This is a genomic window from Corynebacterium sp. (assembly GCF_052107835.1).
Taxonomy (GTDB): Bacteria; Actinomycetota; Actinomycetes; order Mycobacteriales; family Mycobacteriaceae; genus Corynebacterium.
The window spans coordinates 41,131-67,462 of record NZ_JBQEDF010000007.1; the positions used below are offsets into that span (position 1 = coordinate 41,131).

The 26,332-nt window shown below is 70.1% G+C and carries 19 protein-coding genes and 1 tRNA gene; 9 read left to right on the forward strand and 11 right to left on the reverse strand.

The genetic code is table 11. From position 1 onward, the window contains the following. Window positions 1–48 precede the first annotated feature (48 nt). A complete protein-coding gene (locus ACTIL2_RS03080; RefSeq protein ID WP_442335987.1) occupies window positions 49–1,365 on the reverse strand; it encodes a glycosyltransferase in 1,317 nt (438 codons plus the stop codon). A gap of 116 nt (window positions 1,366–1,481) precedes the next feature. Between ACTIL2_RS03080 and ACTIL2_RS03085 the strand changes: the two genes are divergently transcribed. Next, window positions 1,482–2,765, forward strand: a complete 1,284-nt coding sequence (locus tag ACTIL2_RS03085) for an aminotransferase class V-fold PLP-dependent enzyme (protein WP_442335988.1) — start codon at window positions 1,482–1,484, stop codon at window positions 2,763–2,765. On the opposite strand, the gene ACTIL2_RS03090 is transcribed toward ACTIL2_RS03085, so the two are convergent. Together ACTIL2_RS03090 and ACTIL2_RS03095 are read right to left on the reverse strand one after the other, a co-directional pair. Then, the gene (locus ACTIL2_RS03090; protein ID WP_442335989.1) at window positions 2,762–3,748 is read right to left on the reverse strand and encodes an NAD(P)H-quinone oxidoreductase; all 987 of its coding nucleotides are present in this window, start codon (window positions 3,746–3,748) and stop codon (window positions 2,762–2,764) included. The two genes, ACTIL2_RS03085 and ACTIL2_RS03090, sit on opposite strands and share 4 nt — an antisense overlap. Before the next feature lie 10 nt (window positions 3,749–3,758). Then, complete coding sequence (locus ACTIL2_RS03095; protein ID WP_442335990.1) at window positions 3,759–4,175, reverse strand: hypothetical protein; 417 nt, start codon at window positions 4,173–4,175, stop codon at window positions 3,759–3,761. Window positions 4,176–4,281: 106 nt separating this feature from the next. On the opposite strand from ACTIL2_RS03095, the gene ACTIL2_RS03100 reads away from it, so the two are divergent. Continuing rightward, window positions 4,282–4,369: transfer RNA gene (locus tag ACTIL2_RS03100), tRNA-Ser, on the forward strand. 31 nt (window positions 4,370–4,400) lie between these two features. Here ACTIL2_RS03100 and ACTIL2_RS03105 read toward each other — a convergent pair. The 4 genes from ACTIL2_RS03105 to ACTIL2_RS03120 form a co-directional block, all read right to left on the reverse strand. After that, a complete protein-coding gene (locus tag ACTIL2_RS03105) occupies window positions 4,401–5,054 on the reverse strand; it encodes a LuxR C-terminal-related transcriptional regulator (RefSeq protein ID WP_442335991.1) in 654 nt (217 codons plus the stop codon). Further along, window positions 5,039–6,265, reverse strand: a complete 1,227-nt coding sequence (locus tag ACTIL2_RS03110) for a sensor domain-containing protein (RefSeq protein ID WP_442335992.1) — start codon at window positions 6,263–6,265, stop codon at window positions 5,039–5,041. The genes ACTIL2_RS03105 and ACTIL2_RS03110 overlap by 16 nt, the downstream gene beginning before the upstream one ends. 17 nt (window positions 6,266–6,282) lie before the next feature. Beyond that, on the reverse strand, window positions 6,283–7,422 hold the full coding sequence (locus ACTIL2_RS03115; RefSeq protein WP_442336023.1) for an FtsX-like permease family protein: 1,140 nt from the start codon (window positions 7,420–7,422) through the stop codon (window positions 6,283–6,285). 187 nt (window positions 7,423–7,609) lie between these two features. After that, on the reverse strand, window positions 7,610–8,380 hold the full coding sequence (locus tag ACTIL2_RS03120; RefSeq protein ID WP_442335993.1) for an ABC transporter ATP-binding protein: 771 nt from the start codon (window positions 8,378–8,380) through the stop codon (window positions 7,610–7,612). Between the two features lie 160 nt (window positions 8,381–8,540). Here ACTIL2_RS03120 and ACTIL2_RS03125 point away from each other — a divergent pair, with 160 nt between their 5' ends. Together ACTIL2_RS03125 and ACTIL2_RS03130 are read left to right on the forward strand one after the other, a co-directional pair. Then, window positions 8,541–8,957, forward strand: a complete 417-nt coding sequence (locus ACTIL2_RS03125; protein WP_442335994.1) for a DUF1707 SHOCT-like domain-containing protein — start codon at window positions 8,541–8,543, stop codon at window positions 8,955–8,957. A 196-nt stretch (window positions 8,958–9,153) separates the two neighbouring features. Further along, on the forward strand, window positions 9,154–10,665 hold the full coding sequence (locus tag ACTIL2_RS03130; RefSeq protein ID WP_442335995.1) for a GntP family permease: 1,512 nt from the start codon (window positions 9,154–9,156) through the stop codon (window positions 10,663–10,665). A gap of 33 nt (window positions 10,666–10,698) precedes the next feature. On the opposite strand, the gene ACTIL2_RS03135 is transcribed toward ACTIL2_RS03130, so the two are convergent. Next, window positions 10,699–11,394, reverse strand: a complete 696-nt coding sequence (locus ACTIL2_RS03135) for a L,D-transpeptidase (RefSeq protein ID WP_442335996.1) — start codon at window positions 11,392–11,394, stop codon at window positions 10,699–10,701. Window positions 11,395–11,623: 229 nt separating this feature from the next. On the opposite strand from ACTIL2_RS03135, the gene ACTIL2_RS03140 reads away from it, so the two are divergent. The 3 genes from ACTIL2_RS03140 to ACTIL2_RS03150 are packed head-to-tail and all read left to right on the forward strand — an operon-like array spanning window position 11,624 to window position 15,804. After that, window positions 11,624–13,189, forward strand: coding sequence for a DHA2 family efflux MFS transporter permease subunit (locus ACTIL2_RS03140; RefSeq protein ID WP_442335997.1), 1,566 nt, complete (start codon window positions 11,624–11,626; stop codon window positions 13,187–13,189). Then, window positions 13,186–14,553, forward strand: a complete 1,368-nt coding sequence (locus tag ACTIL2_RS03145; protein ID WP_442335998.1) for a condensation domain-containing protein — start codon at window positions 13,186–13,188, stop codon at window positions 14,551–14,553. Before ACTIL2_RS03140 ends, ACTIL2_RS03145 begins: the two co-directional genes overlap by 4 nt. Before the next feature lie 6 nt (window positions 14,554–14,559). Continuing rightward, a complete protein-coding gene (locus ACTIL2_RS03150) occupies window positions 14,560–15,804 on the forward strand; it encodes a hypothetical protein (protein WP_442335999.1) in 1,245 nt (414 codons plus the stop codon). Here ACTIL2_RS03150 and ACTIL2_RS03155 read toward each other — a convergent pair. The 3 genes from ACTIL2_RS03155 to ACTIL2_RS03165 all read right to left on the reverse strand — a co-directional run bounded on the left by ACTIL2_RS03155 (window position 15,786) and on the right by ACTIL2_RS03165 (window position 19,630). Beyond that, window positions 15,786–17,204, reverse strand: a complete 1,419-nt coding sequence (locus ACTIL2_RS03155; RefSeq protein ID WP_442336000.1) for a hypothetical protein — start codon at window positions 17,202–17,204, stop codon at window positions 15,786–15,788. The genes ACTIL2_RS03150 and ACTIL2_RS03155 overlap by 19 nt on opposite strands. A 3-nt stretch (window positions 17,205–17,207) precedes the next feature. Next, window positions 17,208–18,734 (reverse strand): condensation domain-containing protein, encoded by a 1,527-nt coding sequence (locus ACTIL2_RS03160; protein ID WP_442336001.1) that lies wholly within the window; start codon window positions 18,732–18,734, stop codon window positions 17,208–17,210. Between the two features lie 185 nt (window positions 18,735–18,919). Next, window positions 18,920–19,630, reverse strand: coding sequence for a hypothetical protein (locus ACTIL2_RS03165; protein ID WP_442336002.1), 711 nt, complete (start codon window positions 19,628–19,630; stop codon window positions 18,920–18,922). A 426-nt stretch (window positions 19,631–20,056) separates the two neighbouring features. Between ACTIL2_RS03165 and gltB the strand changes: the two genes are divergently transcribed. Next, a complete protein-coding gene (gene gltB / locus ACTIL2_RS03170; RefSeq protein ID WP_442336003.1) occupies window positions 20,057–24,676 on the forward strand; it encodes a glutamate synthase large subunit in 4,620 nt (1,539 codons plus the stop codon). Then, the gene (locus tag ACTIL2_RS03175; RefSeq protein WP_442336004.1) at window positions 24,676–26,253 is read left to right on the forward strand and encodes a glutamate synthase subunit beta; all 1,578 of its coding nucleotides are present in this window, start codon (window positions 24,676–24,678) and stop codon (window positions 26,251–26,253) included. Before gltB ends, ACTIL2_RS03175 begins: the two co-directional genes overlap by 1 nt. Window positions 26,254–26,332 lie beyond the last annotated feature (79 nt).

Genomic DNA, 26,332 nt, shown 5'->3' on the forward strand with positions numbered 1-26,332 from the left:
GGTACCCCGCGTGACGGGGTCGGTTGGTAACCGACGCCTGAACGTGGCCTAGGGGATCGAGGATTCCACGGTATCCGCGGCGGCGGTGACGGCCTCCTCCGGAGTGATCATGCCGGCGGCGAAGGCCCTTGCCCGGGCGACCGTCGCCGGCGACAGGGCGTCCGCCAGATCCTGCGTGAACCTCCCCGCGGAGAAGTCGCGGAAGCGGGCGGCGGTTCCCACCCCGAGGTCGCGGATCCGGGATCCCCAGAAGGGCTGCTCCATACCGAAGGAGTAGATCATGGTCGGGATCCCGGCACGCAGGCCCGCTGCGGTGGTCCCGGCACCACCGTGGTGGACAGCGGCGGCGCAGCGCGGCAGCAGGGCGGACTGGTCCACCGCGCCGACCTCGTACACGTCGGGGTCGGTCGGGCTGGCCCCGGTGTCCTCACCCAGGCCGAGGATCACGCGGAGACCGCGGGCCCGGCAGGCGTCCGTGACCGTGCGGCGCACGGATTCCGGGTCCGCGACCGGCATGGAGCCGAAGGAGACGAACACCGGCGCGGACCCGGAGCGCAGCCAGCGGTCCAGGGTGGAGTCCGCGGGGGACGACTCGCCCATCGCCTCCCTGGTCGCGGCGGGGATGTCCAGGTAGCCGGTGAACACCCGCTCGGTGCCGTGCCATTCGTCCGCGATTTCCGGAACGACCGATGGGTCGCACAACTGCAGCTGGGGCACCTTCCGGGCGGCCATTCGCGCGGGGACGGGGCGGAAGGTCGGACGCAGCCCGATCGCCCGGCGGAAGCGGTTCTCCCAGACGGCGGTGAGCAGGAGATCGCACCAGCCGCGCACCGTCCACGAGGCGCGGCGGGCCCGCGGCGGCAGATGGCGGGTGAGCGGACTGATCCAGCCGATGCTGGAGTTCTCCGAGACCGGTGCGTAGCGCAGCACCACCAGGGGGGTGCCCAGCTTCTCTGTGGCGTCCAGCCCCTGCCGTTGGCACAGGGGGTTCGCCACGACCAGGTCAGGGGCCGACGCAGCTCCGTCACTGCCCTGGCCCCCGCCCCCGAACAGGTGCGCCTCCACGTCGCGGTCCAGGTCCACGGTGGAGTGCCTGAAGAAGTGCAGCGTGAAGCGCAGGATCTGCAGGGGATTGCCGTGCGCCAGCAGGTCGCGGGCCCGGTCCGTCATCTCGGAGATGTTCATGCCCACGGGCCGGACGTCATCGATGCCCATCCTGCGCACGAACCCGACCAGGTTCGGTGTGCAGAGCACGGAGACCCTCCGGTTGCGCCGCTGCAGTTCCAGGGCGAGGCACGTGCCGGGCTGGATGTCGCCGCGGCTCCCGGAGAGGAGGAGGAGTACGTGCTTTCGGGGGTCGTCCACGTGGGCAACAGTAATCCCGCCGGGTGCCGGGCGCAGGACCGCATGCGCCGATCACCGTTGTGCGCCGCGGGATGTATCATCGGTGACGGTCCAGCAGAGGAAAGGGGTCGCCCGGAGTGTTTGACATCGCGAGAGTACGAGGTCTCTACGAGTCCTCGTCGGAAGGGTGGACGTACCTCAACGCCGGGCAGCGTGCACAGCTGCCCGAGAAGGTCAGTTCAGCGGTTGCCCGCGCGTTCCGTGCCGCGCCACTGCAGGGTGAGTCGGGGCGCCCCCGCGGCGACGGCTACGTTTCCGCCGCACGTCAGGCCGTCGCCGACCTCGTCGGCGCGTCCCCCGAGTCCGTGGTGCTGGGGCCGTCACGCGCGACGCTGCTCAGCACCCTGGCGACCGCCGTGCCGGCGAAACTGCGGATGGGACGCGAGGTCGTCCTGTCCCGGATCGACGACCCCGCCAACACCGCCCCGTGGACGCTGGCGTCCGACCTGTACGGCGCGAGCGTGCGCTGGGCGGAGGCCGACCTGACCAGCGGGGCGCTCCCGGCCTGGCAGTACACCAGCCTGATCAGCATGGACACGTCCGTGGTCGCCGTCCCCGCGGCTAATTCGCACCTGGGCACGGTTACCGACGTGCGCGCGATCGCCGACACGCTGCGGGCGAAGTCGCGCGGCTGGCTCATCGTCGACGCCGGCGCCTACGCCCCGTACCGGCTGATCGACATCGAGGCCTGGGGTGCGGACGTCGTGGCCCTGGACATTGCCCCGCTGGGCGGGCCGGAGGTCGGTGCCCTGGTCTTCCGTGAGCCGTCCCTGCTGGGCGAGCTCCACCTCAGTGAACTGCGGCGGGGACGCCACGCCGCGCCCGACCCGCAGGCCCTGGCCGCACGGCGGGTCACCGCCCTGGAGCGGGACGGCATCGCGCCGGGGCTCCTCGGTGGCGTCCCGGTGGTCGTCGACCACCTTGCCGGACTGGACGAGGACGCCACGGGCACCCGCCGCGAACGACTGGCGACCTCCCTGGCCTCCACGGAGGACTACCTCGGACGGTTGGCGAGCTACCTCGTCGACGGACTGCGGGACCTCGACGGCGTGCATGTCGTCGGAGTGGACGGTGAGGTCGAGGGCAACCACGACGGTGAGACGTGGGGACGGCCCAGCTCCGGCCAGGTCGACCGGCTCCCCCGGGTCAGTTTCCTGGTGCAGGGCATCGAGGCGGCGTCGGTCGGGGAGCGGCTGCTGAGCAACGGTGTGGTGGCCCAGACCGTCGGCCTGGAGCAGAGTGCCCTGTTCGACCAGATGGGTGTCGCGGAGATGGGCGGGGCGGTGTGCGTGTCCCTGGCCCCGCACAACACCCAGTTCGACATTGACCTGCTGGTCCGCATCGTCGGCGGGATGGTCTAGGACGACACCTCGAGGATCGCCTTGCCGGTGATGTCGCCGGCGAGCAGTGCGCGGTGCGCATCCGCGGCGTCCTCGATGGGCACCACCCGGTCCACGTGGTGGGTGATCGTGCCGTTCTCCAGCAGCGGCCAGACGTTCGTTACGGTCTCCGCCACGATCCGGGCCTTGTCCTCCCAGTCGCGGTAGCGCAGTCCCGTCGCCGAGATGTTCCCGCGTTTGGCCAGCAGCTTGCCGATGTTCAGTTCGCCCTTCACCCCGCCCTGCATGCCGATGATCACCAGGTGGCCGTCCGGCGCGAGCGCGGTGAGGTTGCCGTCCAGGTACTTCGCGCCGATGATGTCGAGGATCACGTCCGCCCCGCCGATGCTCTTTACCACGCTGACGAAGTCCTCCTCGCGGTAGTTGACCAGCACGTCCGCCCCGTAACGGCTGCACACCTCCAGTTTCTCGGCGCTGCCGGCGGTGACCGCGACCCGTACGCCGAGCGCCTTGGCGAGCTGGATGGCGAAGATGCCGACGCCGCCGCCACCGCCGTGGATCAGCAGGGTGTCCCCCTTGGTCAGGTGGGCGGTCATCATCAGGTTCGACCAGACGGTGCAGGCCACCTCGATGATGCTGGCCGCCTCGGTGAGGCTGAAGCCGTCCGGGATCGGCACCAGTTGGCCGGCGGGCACGATCGTGTACTCGGCGTAGGCGCCGCCGGACAGCAGCGCTCCGACCTCGTCACCGGCGCGGTACGGGGTACCGTCCGGCCGCGTGCAGCCGTTCGGCTCGACAATGATGCCGGTGGCCTCGAGTCCGAGGATCTCGGAGACCCCGTTGGGCGGGGGGTAGTGCCCCTTGGCCTGCAGGGTGTCGGCCCGGTTGAGTCCGGCCGCCGCGACCTGGACCAGAACCTCGCCGTCGTGTGGGGCGGGGACGTGGGTGTCCTGCCAGCTGAGGGAGTAGGGGTCGTTCGGGTCGGTCTGGATGATGGCCTTCATGTTCCCCACCCTATCTACCCGTGCGCCGGTTCTGCAGTGACTGCCGCACCAGTCGTACGACCAGGGGGTTCAGGACCAGTGCCACGCCGGGGTAGACGAGCAGGCCGCCGCCGAAGATGGCGGAAGGCTCCTCGTTGGCTCCCAGCCACAGCCCCAGGAAGACCAGGACAAAACCTGCGATGATCTGGACCAACGTCGCACGCGGCAGGCGGTTCAGCCCGAGGCCGTTGACGATGCCGCCGATGACGCCCCAGGAGAACAGCAGAATCGTGAGAGCGGCCAGTGCGGGCAGTGCCAGTGCGGAGGTGAGCATCAGCAGGACCCAGGACGCGACGATGGTGACGAGCCCGGCGACGGCCCACCAGCGCCGCGACGGAGGTGTGCTGTCAGGGGAGTTGCCGGTGGTGCGGTCTGTGGTGGTTCCCATGTCCCCGAAGGGTACGACGGTGCTGGACGGGGCAGTGGGGACCGGCGGATTCTGTGGGTTCCGGGGGTGCGCTACACTGAGTGCCGGTGTGCCACAGGCACACGTTGGAGACGTGGCAGAGCGGCCGAATGCACTGGTCTTGAAAACCAGCGACGAGCGATCGTCCAGGGGTTCAAATCCCCTCGTCTCCGCCACTTTTCCCCGGGACACCCGGGAGGCCCACGGTCAGGAATCGCTGAGCCACGCCAGGACGGCGAGGACCCGCCGGTTGTCGTCGGAGGCGGGCGGCAGGTCGAGCTTGGTGAAGATGTTGTTGGTGTGTTTGCCGACGGACTTCTCGGTCACGAAGAGCCGGGCGGCGATGGCGGCGTTGGAACGGCCCTCCGCCATGAGGGTGAGGACCTCGCGTTCCCTCTCAGTGAGGCGGTCGAGGGGACGCTCGCGCCGGGAGACAAGGTTCGCCACGACCTCGGGGTCCAGCACCGTGCCCCCGTCGGCCACCTGACGCACGGCGGCGAGGAAGGCATCGACGTCGGCGACACGGTCCTTGAGCAGGTAGCCCACGGAACCTTCGCCGCTGGCGAGCAGATCGCGCGCATACAGGGGTTCCACGTACTGGCTCAGCACGAGGACCGGGAACTCCGGACGGTTGTCTCGCTGCTCGATCGCCGCGGTGAGACCTTCGGTGGTGAAGGTCGGGGGAAGGCGTACGTCGACCACCGCGATGTCGGCGTCGCTGTGGGACAGGGCGTCGGTGAGGGCGGGTCCGTTGTCGACCGCGTCGATGACCTCGATGTCGCCGGCCTCCAGGATCCGGGCCAGGCCAACACGCAGCAGCGCCTGGTCCTCAGCGAGGATGGCTCTCAGTCGATCGGGCATGGCAACTCCATGGTGATCGTTGTCCCTTCGCCGCTCGGGCTGGTGACCTCGAGGTTACCGTCGAAGGCCGCCAGCCGCCGTGCCACCCCGGACAGGCCGGAACCTGCCGGGTCGGCCCCTCCGCGGCCGTCATCGCCGACGGTGACGCGCAGGCGCCCGCCATCGTGGGAGCCCCGGATGTACGCCCGGTCCGCGTCCGCGTGCTTGATGGTGTTGGTCAGGCACTCCGCGATCGCGAAGTAGGCGGCGGACTCCACCGGCGAGGGAAGCCGGGGGACGGACAGGACCACCGTCGTCGGCAGCGGAAGCCCCACCACAAGTGCCTCGACGGCACCCGTCAGGCCACGGTCCGCGAGAACCGGTGGGAGGATGCCACGCACAACCCCGCGCAGGTCCTCCAACGCGTCGACGGAGGTCTCCCGGGCCTCGCGCAGCAGGGCGGCGGCGTCCTCCGGGTTCGTGCGCATCAGCTTCTCGGCGAGTCCGACGTTCATCCCCACCGCCGCTATGCGTGCCTGGGCACCGTCGTGGAGGTCCCGTTCGATCCGCCGGATCTCCGCGGCGGAGTGCTCCAGGGACTCCGAACGGGATTCCTCGACCTCGCCGACCCGCCGCTCCAGGTGCGAGAACCGCGAGCGACCGAGAATCCCGCGCTCGGCCAACGCCCGTGCCCGGACCAGCGCCGGAGTCGCCACCCACCACACGGTCAGCAGGACGACACCGAGCACCGTGAGAGCGACCCACAGCAGGCTGAAGTCGACAACCAGGAACACGAGGTAGACCAGCGGGCCAGTGAGCAGAGCGACCGGCAACAGCGACATGATGAATCCGACGGTCGCCGAGAAGCAGCAGAAACCGGCATCGCGCCAGCGTTCCCCGTCCTTGAGCCACCGGAAGGGGCGCGCCAGCAGTGTGTCCCCGGCATCCCCGTAGGACGCGGGGATGTCCTCACCGAGCAGCGACCCACTCACTTTCCGGTGCGCGGTGGCGAGAAACCGGGTGGCGGGAACCACGAGCAACGAGAGCGCCACGCCGATGCCGATGACGCCGAGCGGAAGCATCACGACCGTCAGCACGGCCAGAACGAGGGCGGGGACCGCCGCCACGGTGTAGCCGGCCGAGACCAGCGTGAGCCGGAGCCGCTCGACGAGAGGTGCCAGGGCGAGCGGCTCCCGGCGGAGACGGCCAATCGGGGCTGACCACGTGCTCATGCCGTTCAATCTACTCATCAGGCGTTCACCGCGCGCATGACCCGACCGGCCGCCACCCGCGCTGAGGCGGTGGTGAGGACGACCACCACGGCGGCGATGGCCGCCGGCAACCACAGGTCACCGTCCGGGACGATGCCCTCACCGCGGACCGCGGAGAAGGGCAGGATGGTGGCGGTCGAGGCCAGTGTGCCGAGCAGGACGCCGACGACGGCGACGATGACCGCCTCCACGACCACCGAGGTTCGGACCTGGCGGCCGGTTGCCCCGATGAGCCGGAGCTGCTGCAGCTCGTTCCGGCGGTGCGCGATCACGGCGGCGAAGGCGTTGACCACCATGATGGCGGCGAACAACGAGATCATCCCGGTGACGATGTAGTTGAGCATGTTGACGACCTCCCCCGACCGGGCCTGGCTGCTGTCGGTCATCGTCCGGTGGTCGACACCGACCATGAGCAGTGTTCCGACGGCGGTGGCGACGAGGACGATGACGGGCGCGAGGACGCCGGACAGCATGTGCGCCCGACGGGTGGAGTTGAAGGCCGCCAGGTAGCCGCTGGGGTAGCGTCCGAGCGCCCGGCGGGCGGGACGTGCGAACCGGGCGAGAAGCCACGGTGCCATGACGGCGAGGCCGATCCCCACCAGGATGGAAGCCGAGCCGGCGGTCGACATCGCATCGTAGGGGTCCCCGGTGTTGCCCATCACCGCGACGGTGGTGATGCCGGACCCCACTCCGCCGATGACCAGTACCGGGCCGACGGCGGCACGCCACCAGTGCATCCGCTGGGGTTCGGCGTCCGCCCCGCGTACCACCAGGGTCGCCGGTCCGTGCGTGGCGCGGGTGGCCGCGATCGACGCGGCGATCTGTGACGTCGCCAGGACCACGACGGCGGTCGCCGCAAGGGCCACGAACCCGGCCCCGGCCTCACCGTCGGCCGAGAGTACGCCGCCGTCGCGGAGTGCATTGAACAGGAGCCGGCCCCCGATACCCGCGCCGACGACGCCGGCGAAGGTGGCCACCAGTGTGACGACGAGGGTTTCACCGCACACCAGACGCCTGATCTGGCGTGGTGTCGCCCCGATGGTCCGGAGTGTGCCGGTTTCCCCGGCACGCTGGGTGGTGGTGACGCCGACGGTACTGGCGACCGAGTAGAGGACGATGACCGCGCCGCTGCCCCGACGACGGCGCCCATGATGATCAGTGTGGTGCGGTCCCCGCCGTGGGCGCTGAAGGCGGACTCCACCAGGGTCGCGAACGAGCCGGCCAGGACGGTGCCGAGCAGGACGGCGAGGAAGGTGGCGGCCGCGCCGGCTGGCCGGTGACGTAGAGAGCACAGGGCGAGGCCGGTCATGACGGGTCACCTTCCAGGTCATCGAGGTGGGCCATCTGTCCAGCCACTCCCGCGGCGTCCGGGTGGCTCATCCGGCCCGCCACGCGGCCGTCGACGAGGAAGACAGCGGAATCGGCGAAGGAGGCGGCAACCGGGTCGTGGGTCACCATCACCACCGTCGCCCCGAGCTCCCGGACAGCCCGCCGCAGCAGGCCCAGGATGCTCTGTGCGGTGCGCGAATCGAGCGCCCCGGTCGGCTCGTCGGCGAGGATGACGGCTGGGTCGGTGACCAGCGCCCGCGCGATGGCGACCCGCTGCTGCTGTCCGCCGGACAGCTGACCCGGCAGGTGGTCGCCCCGGTCGGCCAGCCCGACCCGGGAGAGTAGCCCGTCGACCGCGGAGTGCCTGGCGCGCCGTCCCGCGAGGCGGAGCGGGAGGGCGATGTTCTGGCGGGCGGTGAGGTACGGCATCAGGTGGAAGTCCTGGAACACGAACCCGATCTGTTCCCGTCGCAGCCGGGTGCGGCGGGTCTCGTTGAGGCCGGTGACGTCCCGGCCCGCGACAAGGACCTGCCCGTGGGTGGGACGCTCCAGCGCGCCCGCGCAGGTCAGGAAGGAGGTCTTGCCCGAGCCGGACGGGCCCATCACGGCGGTGAAGGTGCCGGGCCGGAAGGCGAGGTCGATGCCCCGGAGTGCTTCGACGGCGGTGGCGCCGTGCCCGTAGGTCCGTGTCAGGCCGCGTACGTCGAGTGCGGTGGTGGTCGGTGCGGTGGCGGAAGGGGAGGTCATGCGGGTCTCCTGTCAACGGTGGGTGGTGACCTCCACGGTTCCAGCGCCGGCCGGGGGACACGAGGGGCCCAGGCAGCCTCTGGTGGTGGGGTTTTCCCTACCCCGGGAACGCAGTCTGGACCCGTCGTGACGGGGTCGGCCGATTCCTAGCATCGAAGGCATGGATACCAACATGACCGACATTCTCACCGGCCTCGTGTGGCCGGACGGACGACGTGCAACCGACCAGGACCGGGATACCGCGGCGAAGGCGGTGCAGAATGCGGCCGGAAGGATTCCCGGGACGGAGGAACCCCTCCGGTTGTCGCAGATCGCGAACGCGGAGCGACGCGGCGACCTCCGGTTCGCCGTGCGCGACCTGCCCGACGGCGTGCCCCCTCGGGGTCTGACCCTCGCGCTGGGCATCGTGTCCTCGCTCGTTCTGCTGATGACCCTCATCCAGGTGACGGTGTGGCTGCTCATCGGAGCCGGCACCGGGGGCCTCGACGCGCCGTGGTGGCTCTACTCGACCATCCCCGGCATCGTCATCGCGGGAGTGCTGTGGACGGTCAACGAGTCCTTCCACCGGGGACGCTGAAACGCCCGTCCTCCGCGACGCCGGCGTCATGCTCCACGCACGGGGAGGGGGTCACCGCGTCGGTGGCTCCACTGGATCGATCCACTGCGTGTCCGGGTGCTTCAGAGAGCTGCATCCCACGAGGCGTAGCATTGCGACGTCCATCACAGTTGGAGCGGTGATCCCGCTCCCGATCCGGAAGAAACAGACGTCACACATGACCACCTCTCCATCCCCGCAACAGGTCGGGGAGTCACAACAGTCCTCCATCAAACCCTCCCCGGCAGCAGGTGCCACGTCCTTCGGGACGGGGCTCCTCCTCATTGCGGCCGGTCTGCTCGCCATCGCCATGGTCCCCAAGCCCGACGACTACGGTTCGGGTGCCCTGCTCTCCATCGCGGCCGGTGCCGTGGTTGTCCTGCTGCTGCTCATCATGGTGATGAAGCTGCACCCCGTGATCGCGCTGGTCGTGGTCAGCGTGGGCACGGCGCTGGCGACCGGCATCACCATGTCCGAGGTCCTCGACGTCCTGCTCGACGGATTCGGAAGCACCCTCGGCGAGGTCGGTCTGCTCCTGGGCTTCGGCGTGATGTTCGCCCGGCTCTTCGAGACCAGCGGTGGTGCCGCAGCCCTGTCGACGGCGATGATCGACCGGCTCGGTGAGAAGCGCGCCCCACTCGCCCTGGGTGTGGCGTCCCTGCTGTTCGGCTTCCCCATCTTCTTCGATGCGGCATTCATGGTGATGCTCCCGATCCTGCTGGCCACCGCGCGGCGGCTGGGCGGCAACATGCTGATCTACGTGCTTCCCGCGGCGGCGGCGCTGTCGACGATGCACGTGCTCCTGCCACCGCACCCGGGTGTCGTCGCCGCGACGGTGCTGCTCGGCGCGGACGTCGGGCTCGTGATCATGGTCGGCCTGCTGATCGCCATCCCCACGTGGTACGTCTCCGGCTACCTCTACGGGCTATGGATCGGCAAGCGCATCGACCTGCCCATCCCGGACCTCGTTGCGGGCGGCCCCCAGCAGGACGAGAACGTCGAACCGCCGAAGGTGCGTGTTCTGCTGGGGCTGCTGGCACTGCCGCTGTTCCTGATCTTCCTGAACACCCTGGTCACCACGCTCGGTGACCTCGACGTCATCAACGCCGACGCCACGTGGGCGTCCGGACTGATCCTCATCGGCTCGACACCGATCGCCCTCCTGATCACGGTGCTGGTCTCCTGCTGGGTGATCGGTGTCCGCCGGGGCAGCACCCCCGCCGTCATCGAGGACATGCTCGACAATTCCCTCAAGCCCATTGCCCCGGTCCTGCTCATCACCGGTGCCGGCGGCATGTTCGGTGGTGTGCTCATCGCCAGCGGAATCGGCGATGCACTTTCGGGGACCCTGGAGCAGACTGGGCTCCCGCTGGTCGTGGCCGTGTTCCTCGTCGCCGCCATCGTCCGCGTCTCGCTCGGCACGGCGACCGTGGCGATCACCACGGCGGCCGGGCTGCTCGGTGCCTCCGTCGCTGCCGCGGGCCTGAGCCCGTTGCAGACCGCTGCGTTGACGATCGTCCTGGCCGGCGGTTCCTCGGTCCTGTCGCACGTCAATGACGCGAGCTTCTGGATGATCGGCCGACTCCTCGGGATGAGCGTCGTGGAGACGTTCAAGACCTGGACGGTGATCAAGACGCTCGTCGGCACGATCGCCGCCGCCCTGGGCACCGTGGTCTACCTGATCGCCTGACCCACGATGTGCGGTGGGGTCCGGCGCGGCGGCCTACGCCACGACGTCGACGACGTCACCAGGCTGGAGGTGGCCGAAGAAGGCTGCGGCATCGTCGTGCAGCAGGTGGATGCAGCCGTGGGACATGACGTCCGGGTCACCCTCATGGAAGGCGATGCCGATGTCCCCGGGGTAGGCGGTGCCAGCCGAGAAGTACACGGAGTAGGGCATCGGCGCGTCCCAGGTGTTGGACCATTCGTCCACGATCTTGCGGGTGACCTGCGTGGTCCCGGTCGGGGTCTCGTAGCCGGCGCGTCCGGAGCTCATGGGCACCGGGCCGCGGGTGATGTTGCCCGCCCCGTCCTGCAGCCAGGCGGTCTGGTCGCCCAGGTCGATGCACGCCTTCGCCTCGACCGCACAGGGGGCCGGGGCCGGCTCAGGTGCCGGGGCCGGGTTCGGCGGGGGCGCCGGTGCGGGATCGGGCGACGGGGCAGGGGCCGGTGCGGGGTCCGGGTCAGCGGGGGCCGGGTCAGGTGATGGTGCCGGGTCCTGCGGGAGCAGGTCATCGGCCCAGTCCGGTAATGGTGGGGCGTCCGGGAGGTCAGGGAGATCGACCCCGTCGAGCGCGCCCTGCAGGTTCGGCGCGGACGGGGATTCCGGCGCTGCTGCGGCGTTCGGTGCGAACGACAGGGCGAGCACGGCCGCCATGGCACCGATGAAGATTTTCAGGACTCGTCCGATGCTCTTCATCGGTACGCACCTCCGGATGGGAAACGTTCACGGGCACATTCCAGCGTACGCCCCACGTTATGTAGCGCACGTTCCTGCGGGAAGGTGCAGTTCACGACGTTTTCCGGTAGTTCACCGGGGCATCGGAACCGTGCGGCGGGCTAGCGTTGGGTGCAGTATGGGCACAACGCACGTCCACGCCCGATCCCGCCAGCTCCATGGCGGACACCCCTCACGAATGGACCCGAGTATGACAGTTGCTGATTCCGGTCGCGACGACGCGACCAGTACAGCCCGCGACGGTGGCGCAACCGTGCCTCTGTGGCCGGTGTTCGTCGCGCTCGCCCTCGCGGTGTTCATGTTCTCCGTGAACCAGAACATGCTGAGCGTGGCCCTGCCGACGATCGTCGGCGAACTCGACGGCGCCGACAATATTCTCTGGGTGTCGACGTCCTACATGGTTGCGTCGATGGTGACGCTGCTGGTCTACGGCAAGCTGGGGGACGTCTTCGGCCTGAAACGCCTGTTCCTGGTGGCCCTGGGGACGTTCGTCGTGGCGTGCGTGCTGGGCTCGTTCAGTACGTCGATGGGGTGGCTGGTGGCGGTGCGGTTCGTCCAGGGCCTCGGCGGAGGTGGCCTGGTCGTGCTCGCCCAGGCGATCCTGGCGGCTGTGGTTCCGCCGGAACGCCGTGGACGCTACATGGGCATCGTCGGGGCCGTGATGGTGCTGTCGACGGTCGCCGGGCCGGTGCTCGGCGGACTGATCACCGAGCACTGGGGGTGGCGCTGGTGCTTCGGGGTCAATGTGCCGTTCGGCATCGTGGCCTGGTTCCTGGCGGTCCGGTTCATCCGGATTCCCGCCGACGCGGTCCGCGGCACCGCGGTGCGCCGTCAGCTCGACGTCGCGGGGATGGCGGTCGTGGCCATCGTGGTCAGTGGCATTGTGCTGGTCACAGCTCTGGGCGGTCGGCAGTACGCGTGGACGGACCCGGTCATCCTCTCGATCGCGGCGCTGATCGTCGTGGCGCTGGGGGTGTTCATCATCGTCGAGAAGCGCTCCGGGGATCCCGTCCTGCCCGGGTACCTGGTGCGCAACCGGAATTTCCTGGCGGTTGTCGTGGTCGACCTGGTGCTGAACCTCGGGATATTCGGCATCACCACCTACATGCCCACCTACATTCAGATCGTGCGGGGTGTCGATGCCTCGGTGTCGGGTCTCGTGCTGCTGCCGCTGATGGTGACGATGTTCATCTTCTCGACCCTCGCGGGATTCTTCGTCAGCAGGACGCAGCGCTACCGGGTCACGGTGGCCGTCGGCTGCATCGTGGCCGCCGGGGGTCTCGCGGCGCTCGGCATGGTGGACACGGAGACCCCGCTGGTGTGGTTCATGCTGATCCTGGGGTTCGTCGGGGTCGGCTTCGGCATCAACGCCCAGTTGACGGTGCTGGTCGTCCAGAACTCCTTCCCCGTGAAGGTGGTGGGGACGGCGACGGCGGCGAACCAGCTGTTCCGGAACCTGGGCTCGACAATGGGCATCTCCCTGGTGGGCTCCCTGTTCACCGCACGCCTGGTGGAGGGGATCCAGCGGACCGCGCCGGATGTCGCGTACTCCTCGATCACCCCGGGGAAGGTCGCCGGGTTCGACGCGGCGACCCGTGCCGATGTGGTGGCGGCGTACCACGACGCGCTGATCCCGGTGCTGCTGGGCATGGCGCCACTGATGGCGCTCGGTGTGCTGTCGGCACTGTTCATCAGGGACAGGAGTTTCAGAAGCGCGGGCGGGCCCGCAGAGACCACCGAGGAGACGGTGCAATGAGAATCATCGACGGACGTGACTGGACACCGCAGGGGAGGGCGACCGCCTGGCTGCCCACCGCGGCAATGACCGCGGCACGGGACAACGCCCCGGACGACCCGACCCCGGCGTCCCTCCTGCAGTCCGACCACGTGCGCGCGGTCCTGGGCCAGCGTGCCCGTGACCTGCCCCACCGCGCGTACACCTGCTCGGTGACGACGGTGCCCGGCACCCCGGACCCCGCCCGGCTCACCGGTGCGGTCAACGACTTCGTCGCGTCCCACGAAGGGCTGCGCTCCTCGCTCACCGTCGACGGCGACGTCCCGGACGGGCCGATCCGCCGGCGCACCGTCCCCGCGGAGGAGGTCGACCTGGTGCCCGCGCCCGTGGACGGCCCGGTGCTGGACATGATTGGGGCCACCGCCGTGTTCGACCACGTCCCGGCGATGGTCGTGGGGACCGTCACGCGGGACGACGGGCAGGCCTTCGACCTCTTCCTCGCCCTCGACCATGCGGCGGGGGACGGCATCTCGCAGATGGTGGGGCTCATCGAGCTGCTGGCCCGCTACAACGGGGAGGACGTCCCGGGCCTCACCGACGAGCGGCACCCTGGTTTCCCGGAGTACGTCCGGGATGAGTACGGGCGGGCCGCGACCGTCGGGGAGGGGTCGCCCGGGGTCAGGGCCTGGCAGGACCTGTTCGGGACCACCGGTGGCACGGTCCCCGAATTCCCCCTCCCCACAGGAATCGTCGACGGCGAACCACAGCCGGTGGTGTGCGTCGTCGACGAGGGCGCACTGGCCGGCCCCGGCACGGTCACCAGGCTCACCGAGCTCGCCCGGGAACACGGGACCGGGTTCAGCAGCGTCGTGTACGCCGGTCTGGCGCTGGCACGCAAGCGTCTCACCGGTGCCACGGACTACGCCACGGTGGTGGTCTCGTCCACCCGGGGCCGGGAGTACACGTACTCGCAGGGCTGGTTCTGCAACTTCAGCCCGCTGTACTTCCCGGTGGACGGCGACACCGTCGGCGATGTCCTCGCGGAGGTCAGGGAGGCGCAGACGCGGATGAAGAGCACCCTGCGGGAACCGGTCCACGCCTCCCTCGGCAACCTGATCGGACGCGGGATCGTCGACCCGTCCGTGCTGGCCAGCCCCCAGATGGTCACCTACCTGGACATGGGGTGGTTCGAGGACACCGTGGGCACCGACATCCGCCTCTTCACCGGGTTCGGGAGGACGAGCAACGCCAACCTGTGGGTGTTCCGGAACTCCGACGGCCTCGGCATCGGGTCACAGATCCCGGACAACCCGATCGCGACGGAGTCGGTGCGGACGTTCTACGCCACGGTCCGTGAGGTGCTCGCCGACAGCGTGGACGGGTGAGGGACGGTGGACGTCACCTACCTCGACCACATCAGCCTGTCGGGCCCGTTCACCGAGTTCCGGTGCGGGTGGCCGGCCACGGTCGCGGGTCCCGCCCACCCGCTCACGTTCAACCAGCGCAACCACCTGGACGCCCACAGTGCCACCGGCCGGTCCACCTGGATCGGTGGCGCGGTGCGGCTCCCGTCCGGGATACCGGACACGGGGGACTCCGCGGCGGACCTGGTGGCGTCCCTCATCGACGGGGCGGACGCCCTGCGCACCGTCCCCGTCGGGGACGGCCAGAAGGTGCACGCGCCGGGGGAGGTGGCAGTGCGCCCGGGGCCGGTCAGGGACCGGCCCCCGTCGTCGGACGAGCTGGGCCGGATGATCGACGAGAGGTGCCGGCCCGGGCGGGTGCCCGGGCTGTTCTTCGCGCGCTCAGGTAACACCCTGCTCTTCGCCGTCGACCACTTCCACGCGGACATGCTCAGTGTGGACCTGCTGCAGCGCCGGGTCCACGGGGACGTCCCCGGCCCGGTCGGATTCCTCGACACCCTGGAGGGCCCACGTGCGGCACCCGGGGAGGGGGACGACCGCGCGATGGCGGTGTGGCGGCGCTTCCTGGCGCTGACCGGGCACCGGATCCCGGACTTCCCGGTGGACCTCGGCGTCCCCGCGGGTGGTGCGGTGGAGCCGGTCCACGACGTCCGCCGGCTGGTCGACGCCGGGCGGATCCCCGCCCGGCTGGACCGCTCCACGTTCGCCGTCCTGCTGACCGCGCTCGCCGGTGCCGTGGAGCCCATGTCCGGTACCGGTGAACTCCACATCGTCATGCCGGTGCACACCAGGGGCGGCAGGGCGGACCCACGGCACCGCACCGTGGGCTGGATGGTGGGTAACGCGCCGGTGGTGGCCCGGGCGGGTGACGCCGCCACGGCCGCGGAGTGGTTGGGGGCCGCGGTGACGGTGGCGGGACTCCCGCTCGAGACGATGGTCACCCGGTTGTCGCCGGTCCTGCCGCCGGGGGCGGTGCCGATGGTCTCGTACATGGATTTCCGGCACCGGGGCGACCCGCTGCCCGAGGCGTCCTACTTCTCCTCGGTGTCCCCGACGGACACCGTCCAGTTCTGGTTCTCCCGGGACCACTCGGGGATCAGTCTCCGGACGAAGTACCCGGACACCCCGGAGGCGGGGAGAGCGGTGCAGCGGATCCTGGACGGGCTCCCCGGACAGCTCCGGGACGCACACCGTCACAGCCAGTGGTCGTGATCCAGCTCCCACCGGTCGAGTTCGGCGGTCACGAGACCGAGCAGGTGCCCGCTGTCCCGCACGCGGACGGGGTCCAGGGAGACGAAGGACAGGGACAGCGAACGGCCGCACAGGATCGCCCAGGCGCTCACACCGCCCCGGCGTTCGGCGAGCACGCGCGGGGAGCTGGCCGGCACCACCATGCGGATCGCGATTCCCGCCGTCCCGCCGTCGTCGTCCTGGCCCGGGTCCCCGCCGAGACCGAGGCCGGTGAAGTGCGGTCCCGGGTCACCGATGTTGGACGCCAGGCACAGCGGCAGGGTGGCGTCGGAGGCCGCCCGCCTCACCAGGACGTCGGGCAATGCCTGCGCCAGCTGTGTGACCGATGCCGTGGTGTTCGGCGCCGCGTCGGGGGCGGGGGAGGTGACGGCGCCGTAGGCCTTCTTGGCGGCTGAACGGAGTGGGGCCAGGTCGGTGTACCGGTCCGGGGAGACCGTGGCGTGGACCGTGGCGCCGGTGGTGGCGTTGGCCCGGAGGTCGTTGTGAAGGAGGGGGTCGTCGCGCATCGAGATCGGTGAGGACATCGGGACGACGTCCCCGTCCCCCACCCGGCCGGTGGCTGCCAGTACCCCCAGGGTGATCGCCTGGAACAGGGAGTTCGGGGTACCGCCGGCGCGTGCTGCCGCGGCGCCGAAGCCCTCCGCGTCGACCTGGACGGCGACGGTGGGTACCGGGGCGGGGGCGTCGTCCAGGTCGTCGGTGCCGGGGAGGGGTGGGCTGTCCGCGGTGCCGCTGTCCGTGCCGCCCGACCGGGCCCCACGGGCGAGATGGACGAGTGCGCGGGACGCCTCGGCGAGCAGGGAGGACGAATCACGGACCTGGTCACGGACCGTGTCCCGGAAGGACGTGCGGCCACCGTGGACGGCCACCGGTTCACAGGTGGCGTCGACGGCCTCGGTGACGGCACGGATGGTCGCCGCCCCGTCGCTGACGACATGGGACCAGGCGAGTGAGACCAGCAGGTGGCCGTCGGTGGTGGGCGCGGCGCTCAGCGCCCAGGACGGTCCATTCACGCTGTCGATCGACCCGCGCAGGCAGGAGTCCGCCCAGTCGCGCTCGCCGCCGGCGGCGACCGGGTCGGTGGATACCCGGGTCCGGCCGGCGTCGGGGGTGAACCGCCAGCGGTCCCGCGCCGGGCCGGGGACCCGCCGCACGCGGCGGGAGAGGCGCCCGGTGGACAACCGGGCCCCGAGGGCTCGTACCGCATCGAGCGCCGACCGGACGGCACCGGCGCTGCCGGCACTGTCGCCGCCCGTACCCAGGGGGAGGCGCCAGATCACCTGGGGAACCGCCGGGGTCCCCATCAGCTGCTCCATGGCCAGGAACAGGTTGTCGTCCGCGGTCAGACGCTCGTCCGCCACCGGTCAGACCGCCTGGACGGGTTCCCGGGAGCGGGGGTCCCGGAAGGGAACGGAGTAGGCGTCCCCGGTGTCGACGACCGAGTGCAGGACCGTGAAGTACTCCGTGATGAGCGAGCGGAGGGACGCCAGTGCGGTCGGGTTGTTCGGGTACCGCATCGAGATGTTCAGCCCGTCGGCGTTGCGGACGATCCAGAAGTACACGTCCGTGTCGCTGTAGGCGGTGCCCCGCAGCGTGCGGTCGTGCGCGGTCCAGTCCTTCGACCCCGGAATGTGCCGGGTGTCCACGAACGAGATCACGAACTGCGGGGCCCCCGGGACACCCGCCAGCTCCGCGACACGGGGGAACGGGTACGCCACCAGGTCCCGGTTCACCGTGGTGGCCGCCTTCGTCGTGAGGATGGCCTGCGAGAACAGCTCCTCGGGCACGGCGGGGTCCTCGACCGGCATCAGTCCCACGAACCATCCGGCGGAGAGTGCGTACTCGGGGGCGTTGCGCGTGTGCATCGGCATCACGTAGCGCAGCGGCGACACCTCGCCGGGAACCTGGTTGTTCCTGGTCCGGGAGTAGGCGATCTTCAGCGCGGCGAGGAGGCCCGATGCCTGGTTGCCGCCGAGCCGTTTGGACACGTCGTTGAAGGCGTCGGCGTCGGCGGCGGAGAGCAGCAGCACGGACGTGCTCGCCTGCCGGGTACCGCCGCCCCCGTCTCCGAGGGGCAGGGGGAACACCGGCGCCGAGGATGGTTCCCCGGGAACCGACGAGAGGTAGCGGCGCCACCGGTCCACCGCCGGGTGGTCCGGCGTGAGTGAGTCCGCCAACTGCGTCTCCATGTGCGAGAAGTCGATGTGCGAGGCCGGGACAGGCAGCTCGCACGGCCTGTTCTCCAGGGCGGCACGGTAGAGCTCCCGCAGCTCGGCGATGGACACGATCTGCGTGTAGGCGTCCATGACGGCGTGGTCGGCGGCGAAGACCACGGTGAACCACGGGCTCTCCGGGGCCTCCCGGAGATGCTGCGCCCCGCTTCCGGCTGCCGGGCCCGCGCCGTTGCCTTGGTCGGGCTGGATCGTGGCCACGGTGAGGTGCGGCCAGTCGAGGGCGGAGACCTGGGTGGCGAAGTGGTGCTCGAGCCGGGCGCGGACCTGCGTGGAGTCCAGCGGGCCGGGTCCCGGGGAGTCCACCACGTCGACGTTGTCGCCGGACACGGTCCTGCGGCGGAACCGCACCCCGTCCGACGGGGTGCCGGACGCACCGGTGGCGGTGGTGCGGTACGCCTCGTGCCGTGCGATCCAGGCGCGCAGCGTCCGCCGGAACGCGTCCGCGTCGAAGGGGGCGTACATCCGGAACGCGGTGCCGATCCAGTTGTCCCCGCGGGGCGTGGCCCCCTCATTCCTCCGGGCTTCGCGGAGGTGGTCCTCGTGGTTGGGTGACAGGGGCCGGGGGTCATCGGACCACGCGTCCTCCGGCGCGGTGGGGGTCCACACGGACAGGGTCCCGGGATGGAGACGGTAGGAGGAGAGCTCGGTGTATTCCACGGTGGAGAGTCCTTTCGCCGGACGTGCGGTCGGAAGTTGGGGGTGAGGCGGTTCGGCCACGTGGAGGATGGCCGGGTCCGGGGAAGTGGGGGACGTCAGTGTGAGGGAACGTGCGCCCACCGAACCTGCCCCCTGTGATAGTCCCGGGACGGGTGCCGCGTCACCCACTTGTGATGAAGCTCATCTCACTCCAGCACAGTGATGCGCACTACCTCCGGCAGTCGGAGTGTCCCGGACACCTGCACGTCCACGACGAACTCCGACCCCACCGCCGCGCGCACCAGACGCGTCCAGCGCAGCGTCTCACGGCGCACCTCGCGCCGGGAGACGTCGAAGACGCGCAGGGACCGGTCGACCAGGACGGATGCCCCGGCGTGGTCGTCGCCGGCGAGCTGCAGATGGTAGACGTGGCCGTCGAGGTCGCGGGGGCGCATGCCGGTGAGGTCGGTGGACCCGGTGATGCCGGTGATGCCGGTGATGCCGGTGATGCGGCTGACCAGGCCGAAGCGGTGCACGAACCCTTCCACGTCGAGGATCGCCAGGGGCCGGCCCACCGAGCACGCCCGTACCCCGCCATGGCGCCACACGGTGGGCTGGGAGTCGGGGCCCGCAGGCCGCACCGCCGCCCACTCCGCGTCGAGGGTGACCCGGTGGGTGGGCTGTTCGGTCTCCACGAGGAACCGTGCTCCGCTGGAGGAGACCCCGGCGGGGAGCCGCACGGGGCGCTCGGCGGCCAGTGCGTCCAACGCGGCGACCACTTCGGCGTCGGTGGAGTTCCAGGCGATGCCGCGGGATTCCAGGACCCCGTAGAGCTGCGGCAGGGTCAGGTCGGGCTGGGCCTCCCACGCGTGGCGGAGGGTGTCGAGGACGTGGGGGATTCGCAGCGGGTCTTTCACGCCTGTCCACCGTAGCCGAACCCCCGGTTAAACCCGCATGTAACGGAGACGAAATCATGCCGAAACAGTTGTCCCACTCACTGGGACGATCTGTTTCCCTGCATGAGAAGCGGCTGATACTTCGATATCACCCCGGTCAGGCGCTAGGATACAAAGACAACTACAGAGCGAGACAGTGTCCCCGGAGCCGCCTGACAGCGGCGTTTTATGTGTCCTGCGTCACAGTACATGACCTGCACCAGCGTCTATGAGCGCAACCTAATTTTGTGCCGTGGCAACCGGACCGTATCAGTGGGGGCACGCACCGTCCCACTGCCACTGTGACCGTCCTTACCCAGGACATGCCCGCGGTGGCACCGTCCCCCGACTGACCATCGGCGCCGGACGACAACTGCACGACCCGACGACTGGAGGCTGACGACCACCGTGAACAGGCCAGAGGCAACACCCAAGAACTACCCGGCACCCCAGGGGCTCTACAATCCCGCCCACGAACACGACTCCTGCGGGGTCGCCTTCGTCGCCGACATGCACGGCCGTGCCAGCCACGACATCGTGGAGAAGGGCATCCAGGCCCTGGTCAACCTCGACCACCGTGGTGCAGCCGGGGCGGAGAAGAACACCGGTGACGGCGCCGGCATCCTCATGCAGGTGCCCGACCGCTTCTACCGGGAGGTCCTCGCGCACCAGGGCATCGACCTGCCCGCCCCCGGCGCCTACGCCACCGGCATCGCCTTCCTCCCGGCGTCCCGCATGGCCGCGCTGGACGCGATGCGTGCCGTGGAGTCCATCGTCGCCGAGGAGGAGCTCGATCTGCTCGCCTGGCGCGAGGTCCCCGTCGACGACTCCTCCCTGGGCGCCATGGCGCGCGACGCCGAGCCGATCTTCTACCAGCTCTTCCTCTCCGGCAAGGACGCCGACGGCAACCCGCTCGAGGGAATCGAGCTGGACCGCCGCGCATGGTTCGTCCGCAAGCGCGCCGAGCGTGAGCTCGGCTCCAAGGGCCCCGGGGAGGGCTCCGGTTCCGACACCGTCTACTTCCCGTCGCTGTCCGCGCGCACCATCGTGTTCAAGGGCATGCTGACCACCCCGCAGCTGCGGGACTTCTACCTGGACCTGCAGGACGACCGCGTGGAGTCGGCACTGGCCATCGTCCACTCCCGGTTCTCCACCAACACCTTCCCGTCCTGGCCGCTGGCCCACCCGTTCCGCCTGGTCGCCCACAACGGCGAGATCAACACCGTGCGCGGCAACGAGAACTGGATGCGCGCCCGCGAGTCCCAGATCCGCTCCGAGACACTCGGCGACATCGAGCGAGTCCTGCCGGTCTGCGACCCCTCCGGGTCCGACACCGGACGCTTCGACGAGGCCCTGGAGCTGCTCCACCTCGCCGGACGTTCGCTGCCGCACGCCGTGATGATGGCCGTGCCGCAGGCGTGGGAGCGCCACCCCTCCATCGACCCGGACGTCCGCGCGTTCTACGAGTACCACTCCTCCCTGATGGAGGCGTGGGACGGCCCCGCCGCTCTGGTGTTCACCGACGGCACCGTGATCGGCTCCGTCCTGGACCGCAACGGCCTGCGCCCCGGACGCATCTGGGTCACCCGGGACGGCCTGGTCATCGGCGGTTCCGAGACCGGACTGCTGCCGGTTCCGGCGGAGGAGATCGTCCAGCGCCGCCGCGTCGAGCCGGGACGCATGTTCCTGGTCGACACCGCCGCCGGGCGCATCATCCCCGACGACGAGGTCAAGGGCTCGCTCGCGGACAAGCCCTACCGCCAGTGGATCGACGACAACATCGTGCGGTTCGCCGACCTGCCGCAGGCCCACTACGAGCCGATGAGCCCGGAGCGCGTCGTCCTGCGCCAGCGTGTCTTCGGCATCACCGAGGAGGACGTGGACGTCCTCATCCAGCCGATCGCCGCCACCGGCGGGGAGCAGCTCGGCTCGATGGGCACCGACACCCCCATCGCAGCGCTGTCCGACCGCCCGCGGATGCTCTACGACTTCTTCGCCCAGCGGTTCGCCCAGGTCACGAACCCGCCGCTGGACTCCATCCGCGAGAAGATGGTCACCAGCCTGTACACGCAGCTGGGACGCCAGGTCGACATCACCACCGAGGTGCCCGAGGCCGCCCACCGCATCCACCTGGAGACCCCGATCCTGCTGAACTCCACGCTGGTCACCCTGCGTGAGGCCGGCGAGCACGAGGGCTTCGGGGACTTCCGTTCCGCGGTGGTCTCCGGGCTGTACCCCGTGGCGCACGGCGGCCGCGGCATGCGCCAGGCCATCGACCGGATCCGCCGGGAGGTCTCCCGCGCCATCGAGGACGGCGCCACGCTGATCATCCTCTCCGACCGCGAGTCGGACGAGCGTATGGCGCCGATCCCGTCACTGCTGCTGACCAGTGCCGTCCACCAGCACCTGGTCAACGAGCGGACCCGTACGCAGGCCTCCCTGATCATCGAGTCCGGCGACGCCCGCGAGGTCCACCACCTCGCCATGCTCCTGACCTTCGGTGCGGACGCCATCAACCCCTACATGGCCTTCGAGACCGTCTACGCCCTGCGCAACCGCGGCCAGCTCGGCAACCTGACCACCAAGGAGGGCTGCCAGAACTTCATCGACGGGGCGTCTGCGAGCGTGCAGAAGATCATGTCGAAGATGGGCATCGCCACCGTCGCGTCCTACCGCGGCGCGCAGCTGGCGGACGTCACCGGCCTGCACCAGCAGCTGCTGGACGACTACTTCACCGGCTGCGCCAGCCCGATCTCCGGCATCGGCCTGGACGAGATCGCCGCCGACGTGGCCGTGCGCCACCGCTTCGCCTTCCTGCCGCGGCCCGAGGAGGCCGCGCACCGCGACCTCGAGATCGGCGGCGAGTACAAGTGGCGCCGCGAGGGCGAGTACCACCTGTTCAACCCGGAGACCGTGTTCAAGCTGCAGCACGCCACCCGCACCGGCGCCTACCGCATCTTCAAGGAGTACTCCGAGAAGGTCGACAACCAGGCCAAGCGGCTGGCCACCCTGCGCGGCCTGTTCGAGATGCACAGCGACCGCCCGTCCATCCCGGTCGACGAGGTCGAGCCGGTGTCAGCGATCGTGAAGCGCTTCTCCACCGGAGCCATGAGCTACGGCTCGATCTCCGCGGAGGCCCACGAGACCCTCGCCATCGCCATGAACCAGCTCAAGGGCATGTCCAACTCCGGCGAGGGCGGCGAGGACGCCGGACGTTTCGACCCGGAGCCCGACGGCACGTGGCGCCGCTCGGCGATCAAGCAGGTGGCCTCGGGACGCTTCGGCGTGACCAGCCACTACCTGAACAACTGCACCGACATCCAGATCAAGATGGCGCAGGGCGCGAAGCCCGGCGAGGGCGGCCAGCTGCCCCCGCACAAGGTCTACCCCTGGATCGCCGAGGTGCGCGTCACGACCCCGGGCGTGGGCCTGATCTCCCCGCCGCCGCACCACGACATCTACTCCATCGAGGATCTCGCCCAGCTGATCCACGACCTGAAGAACGCCAACCCGGACGCCCGCATCCACGTCAAGCTCGTCGCCGAGCAGGGCGTGGGCACGGTCGCCGCCGGCGTCTCCAAGGCCCACGCGGACGTGGTGCTGATCTCCGGTCACGACGGCGGCACCGGCGCGTCCCCGCTGAACTCGCTGAAGCACGCCGGCGGTCCGTGGGAGCTCGGCCTGGCCGAGACCCAGCAGACCCTGCTGATGAACGGCCTGCGCGACCGCATCACCGTCCAGTGCGACGGGCAGATGAAGACCGGACGCGATGTCATGGTCGCCGCCCTGCTCGGCGCAGAGGAGTACGGTTTCGCCACCGCCCCGCTGGTCGTCGAGGGCTGCATCATGATGCGCGTCTGCCACCTGGACACCTGCCCGGTGGGTGTGGCCACCCAGAACCCGGACCTGCGCAAGAGGTTCACCGGACAGGCCGAGCACGTGGTCAACTTCTTCACCTTCATCGCCGAGGAGGTCCGCGAGTACCTCGCCGAGCTTGGCTTCCGCAGCCTGGACGAGGCCATCGGTCACTCCGAGTGCCTGCGTGACGGCAGTGCGGACGTCGATCCCGGTCACAAGACCGCCGGGAAGCTCGACCTCTCGCCGATCTTCCACCAGCCGGACAGCCCCTTCATGCACCAGGACCAGCGGCGCACCAGGGACCAGGACCACAGCCTGGACGCCGCCCTGGACAACCGCATCCGCGAGGACGCTGGGGAGACCATCCGGCGCGCCGCCGCGGGGGAGGGCACCAGCATCGAGCTGAGCTACCCGATCACCAACGTCAACCGGTCGGTCGGCACCATGACCGGCTCGATGATCAGCCGCGTCGCCGGACACGACGGCCTGCCCGAGGGCACCGTGAACCTCACGTTCACCGGCTCGGCCGGCAACTCCTTCGGTGCCTTCGTCCCCAGGGGCATGACGCTGACCCTGATCGGCGACGCCAACGACTACGTGGCGAAGGGACTCTCGGGCGGCACCATCGCCATCCGGCCCGACTCCCTCGACGGTGCCGTCGGCGAGCACCAGACCATCGCCGGCAACGTCCTGGGCTTCGGCGGTGTGGCCGGCGAGATGTTCATCCGCGGTGCCGTCGGTGAACGCTTCGGCGTGCGCAACTCCGGGGTGACCGCCGTCGTCGAGGGCATGGGCAACCACGGCTGCGAGTACATGACCGGCGGCCGGGTCATCAACCTCGGCCCGGTCGGCCAGAACTTCGGTGCCGGCATGTCCGGCGGCATCGCCTACCTCATGGACGACGGCTCCGGCATCGAGGGGATGCGCAAACGCGTCAACCCCGGCCTGGTGGACGTCGAGGAGGTCGCCGAGGACGAGCTCGACTTCCTGGTCGACACCATCAGCCGCCACCGCAGGCTCACCGGATCCACCGTGGACGTGGACCCCCGCTCACTGATCAAGGTCATGCCGCGTGACTACCGGCGCGTCCTGCAGACGATTGAACAGGCCCGCGCCGCCGGGCTCGACTCGGACGGCATCAACGCCGCCATCATGGAGGGAGTGCAGTAATGGCTGACCCGCACGGATTCATGAAGTACGGCCGCGAGGAAGCGGCCCACCGCCCCGTCCCACTGCGCCTGCTGGACTGGGACGAGGTCTACGAGCCCTTCGCAGACTCCAAGGTGCAGACCCAGGCAGCACGCTGTATGGACTGCGGCATCCCCTTCTGCCACGACGGCTGCCCGCTGGGCAACATCATCCCGGAGTGGAACGACCTGGTCCGCGAGGGACGCTGGAAGGAGGCCTACGACCGGCTGCACGCCACGAACAACTTCCCGGAGTTCACCGGGCGCATCTGCCCCGCCCCGTGCGAGGGCGCCTGCGTGCTGGGCATCGACGGCATCGGGGACGGTGCCACCACCGGTGAACCTGTCGCGATCAAGACCGTGGAGCTCACGATCGTGGAGCACGCCTTCACGGAGGGGTGGGTCCGCCCAGTCAAGGCGTCGTTCTCCACCGGGCAGTCCGTGGCCGTCGTCGGCTCCGGCCCCGCCGGCCTGGCCGCCGCCCAGCAGCTCACCCGCGCCGGCCACGACGTCACCGTCTTCGAGCGCGACGACCGCATCGGCGGCCTGCTGCGCTACGGTGTGCCGGACTACAAGCTCGAGCCCCGCTGGATCGAGCGGCGGCTGAACCAGATGGAGGCGGAGGGCACGACCTTCCGCACCAGCATCTCCCCGTCCGCCGCGGACCTCGCCGGGTTCGACGCCGTGGTGCTCGCCGTGGGCGCCACCGAGCGCCGCGAGGTCACCTTCCCGGGCCGTGAGCTCGAGGGCGTCCACCAGGCGATGGACTACCTGCCGCTGGCCAACAAGGTCAACGCCGGTGACATGGACGTCTCCCCGATCGACGCCAAGGGGAAGAACGTGGTCATCATCGGCGGCGGCGACACCGGCACCGACTGCTTCGGCACCGCCCTGCGCCAGGGGGCCGCCTCCGTCCGCCAGTTCGACTACAACCCGGCTCCCGGCGAGAACCGCACCGCGGAGAACCCGTGGCCGGTGTGGCCGAAGATCTGGCGCGTGGCCGCCGCCCACGAGGAGGGTGAGTACACCGTCACCGGCAACGAGTCCGCCGACGAGATCGTGCAGCTCGGCCTGGCGTCCCGCGGGGTCGGCGATCCTCTGGCGCACCGCGACTTCCGCATCAACACCGTGGAACTCACCGGCGAGGACGGGCACGTCACCGGCCTGAACGCCGCGTCCTGCGAGAAGACGCCGGACGGTGTGGTGAACCTGCCGGGCACCGACGTGACCATGGACGCCGACCTGGTGCTGCTGGCCGTCGGTTTCTCCGGCGTGGAGCAGAAGGGCATCGTCTCCGAGCTGGAGCTGCCGGTCGATGGCCGGGGCCGCCTGAAGCGCGACGAGGACTACCGCAGCTGGTGGCCGTCGACCCCGGGCCTGCAGGACGCGGGCTTCGACGCACCGGTGTTCTCCACCGGTGACGCGGGCCGTGGCGCGTCCCTGATCGTCTGGGCGATCTCGGAGGGGCGTGCCTGCGCCGCCGCCGTGGACCGCGCCCTGATGGGTGAGACCGCGCTGCCGAAGCCGGTGGCGCCCTCGGACACGCCGCTGAGCGTGTAGGGCGTAGCTGCGTCACCCGGCTTGACCCAGGCTGCGGCATCGCGGCATCCTGGGTCGTTTTCGCAGGGGTGGAACCAAC

What these genes read in the sequence shown, in the direction of transcription:
- ACTIL2_RS03090 (WP_442335989.1), bottom strand. Translation starts at nt 3,748, where the DNA reads ATGAAGGCCATCATCCAGACCGACCCGAACGACCCCTACTCCCTCAGC.
- ACTIL2_RS03120 (WP_442335993.1), bottom strand. Translation starts at nt 8,380, where the DNA reads ATGACCTCCCCTTCCGCCACCGCACCGACCACCACCGCACTCGACGTA.
- ACTIL2_RS03125 (WP_442335994.1), top strand. Translation starts at nt 8,541, where the DNA reads ATGGATACCAACATGACCGACATTCTCACCGGCCTCGTGTGGCCGGAC.
- ACTIL2_RS03105 (WP_442335991.1), bottom strand. Translation starts at nt 5,054, where the DNA reads ATGCCCGATCGACTGAGAGCCATCCTCGCTGAGGACCAGGCGCTGCTG.
- ACTIL2_RS03135 (WP_442335996.1), bottom strand. Translation starts at nt 11,394, where the DNA reads ATGAAGAGCATCGGACGAGTCCTGAAAATCTTCATCGGTGCCATGGCG.
- ACTIL2_RS03130 (WP_442335995.1), top strand. Translation starts at nt 9,154, where the DNA reads ATGACCACCTCTCCATCCCCGCAACAGGTCGGGGAGTCACAACAGTCC.
- ACTIL2_RS03140 (WP_442335997.1), top strand. Translation starts at nt 11,624, where the DNA reads ATGACAGTTGCTGATTCCGGTCGCGACGACGCGACCAGTACAGCCCGC.
- ACTIL2_RS03175 (WP_442336004.1), top strand. Translation starts at nt 24,676, where the DNA reads ATGGCTGACCCGCACGGATTCATGAAGTACGGCCGCGAGGAAGCGGCC.
- ACTIL2_RS03145 (WP_442335998.1), top strand. Translation starts at nt 13,186, where the DNA reads ATGAGAATCATCGACGGACGTGACTGGACACCGCAGGGGAGGGCGACC.
- ACTIL2_RS03095 (WP_442335990.1), bottom strand. Translation starts at nt 4,175, where the DNA reads ATGGGAACCACCACAGACCGCACCACCGGCAACTCCCCTGACAGCACA.
- ACTIL2_RS03110 (WP_442335992.1), bottom strand. Translation starts at nt 6,265, where the DNA reads ATGAGCACGTGGTCAGCCCCGATTGGCCGTCTCCGCCGGGAGCCGCTC.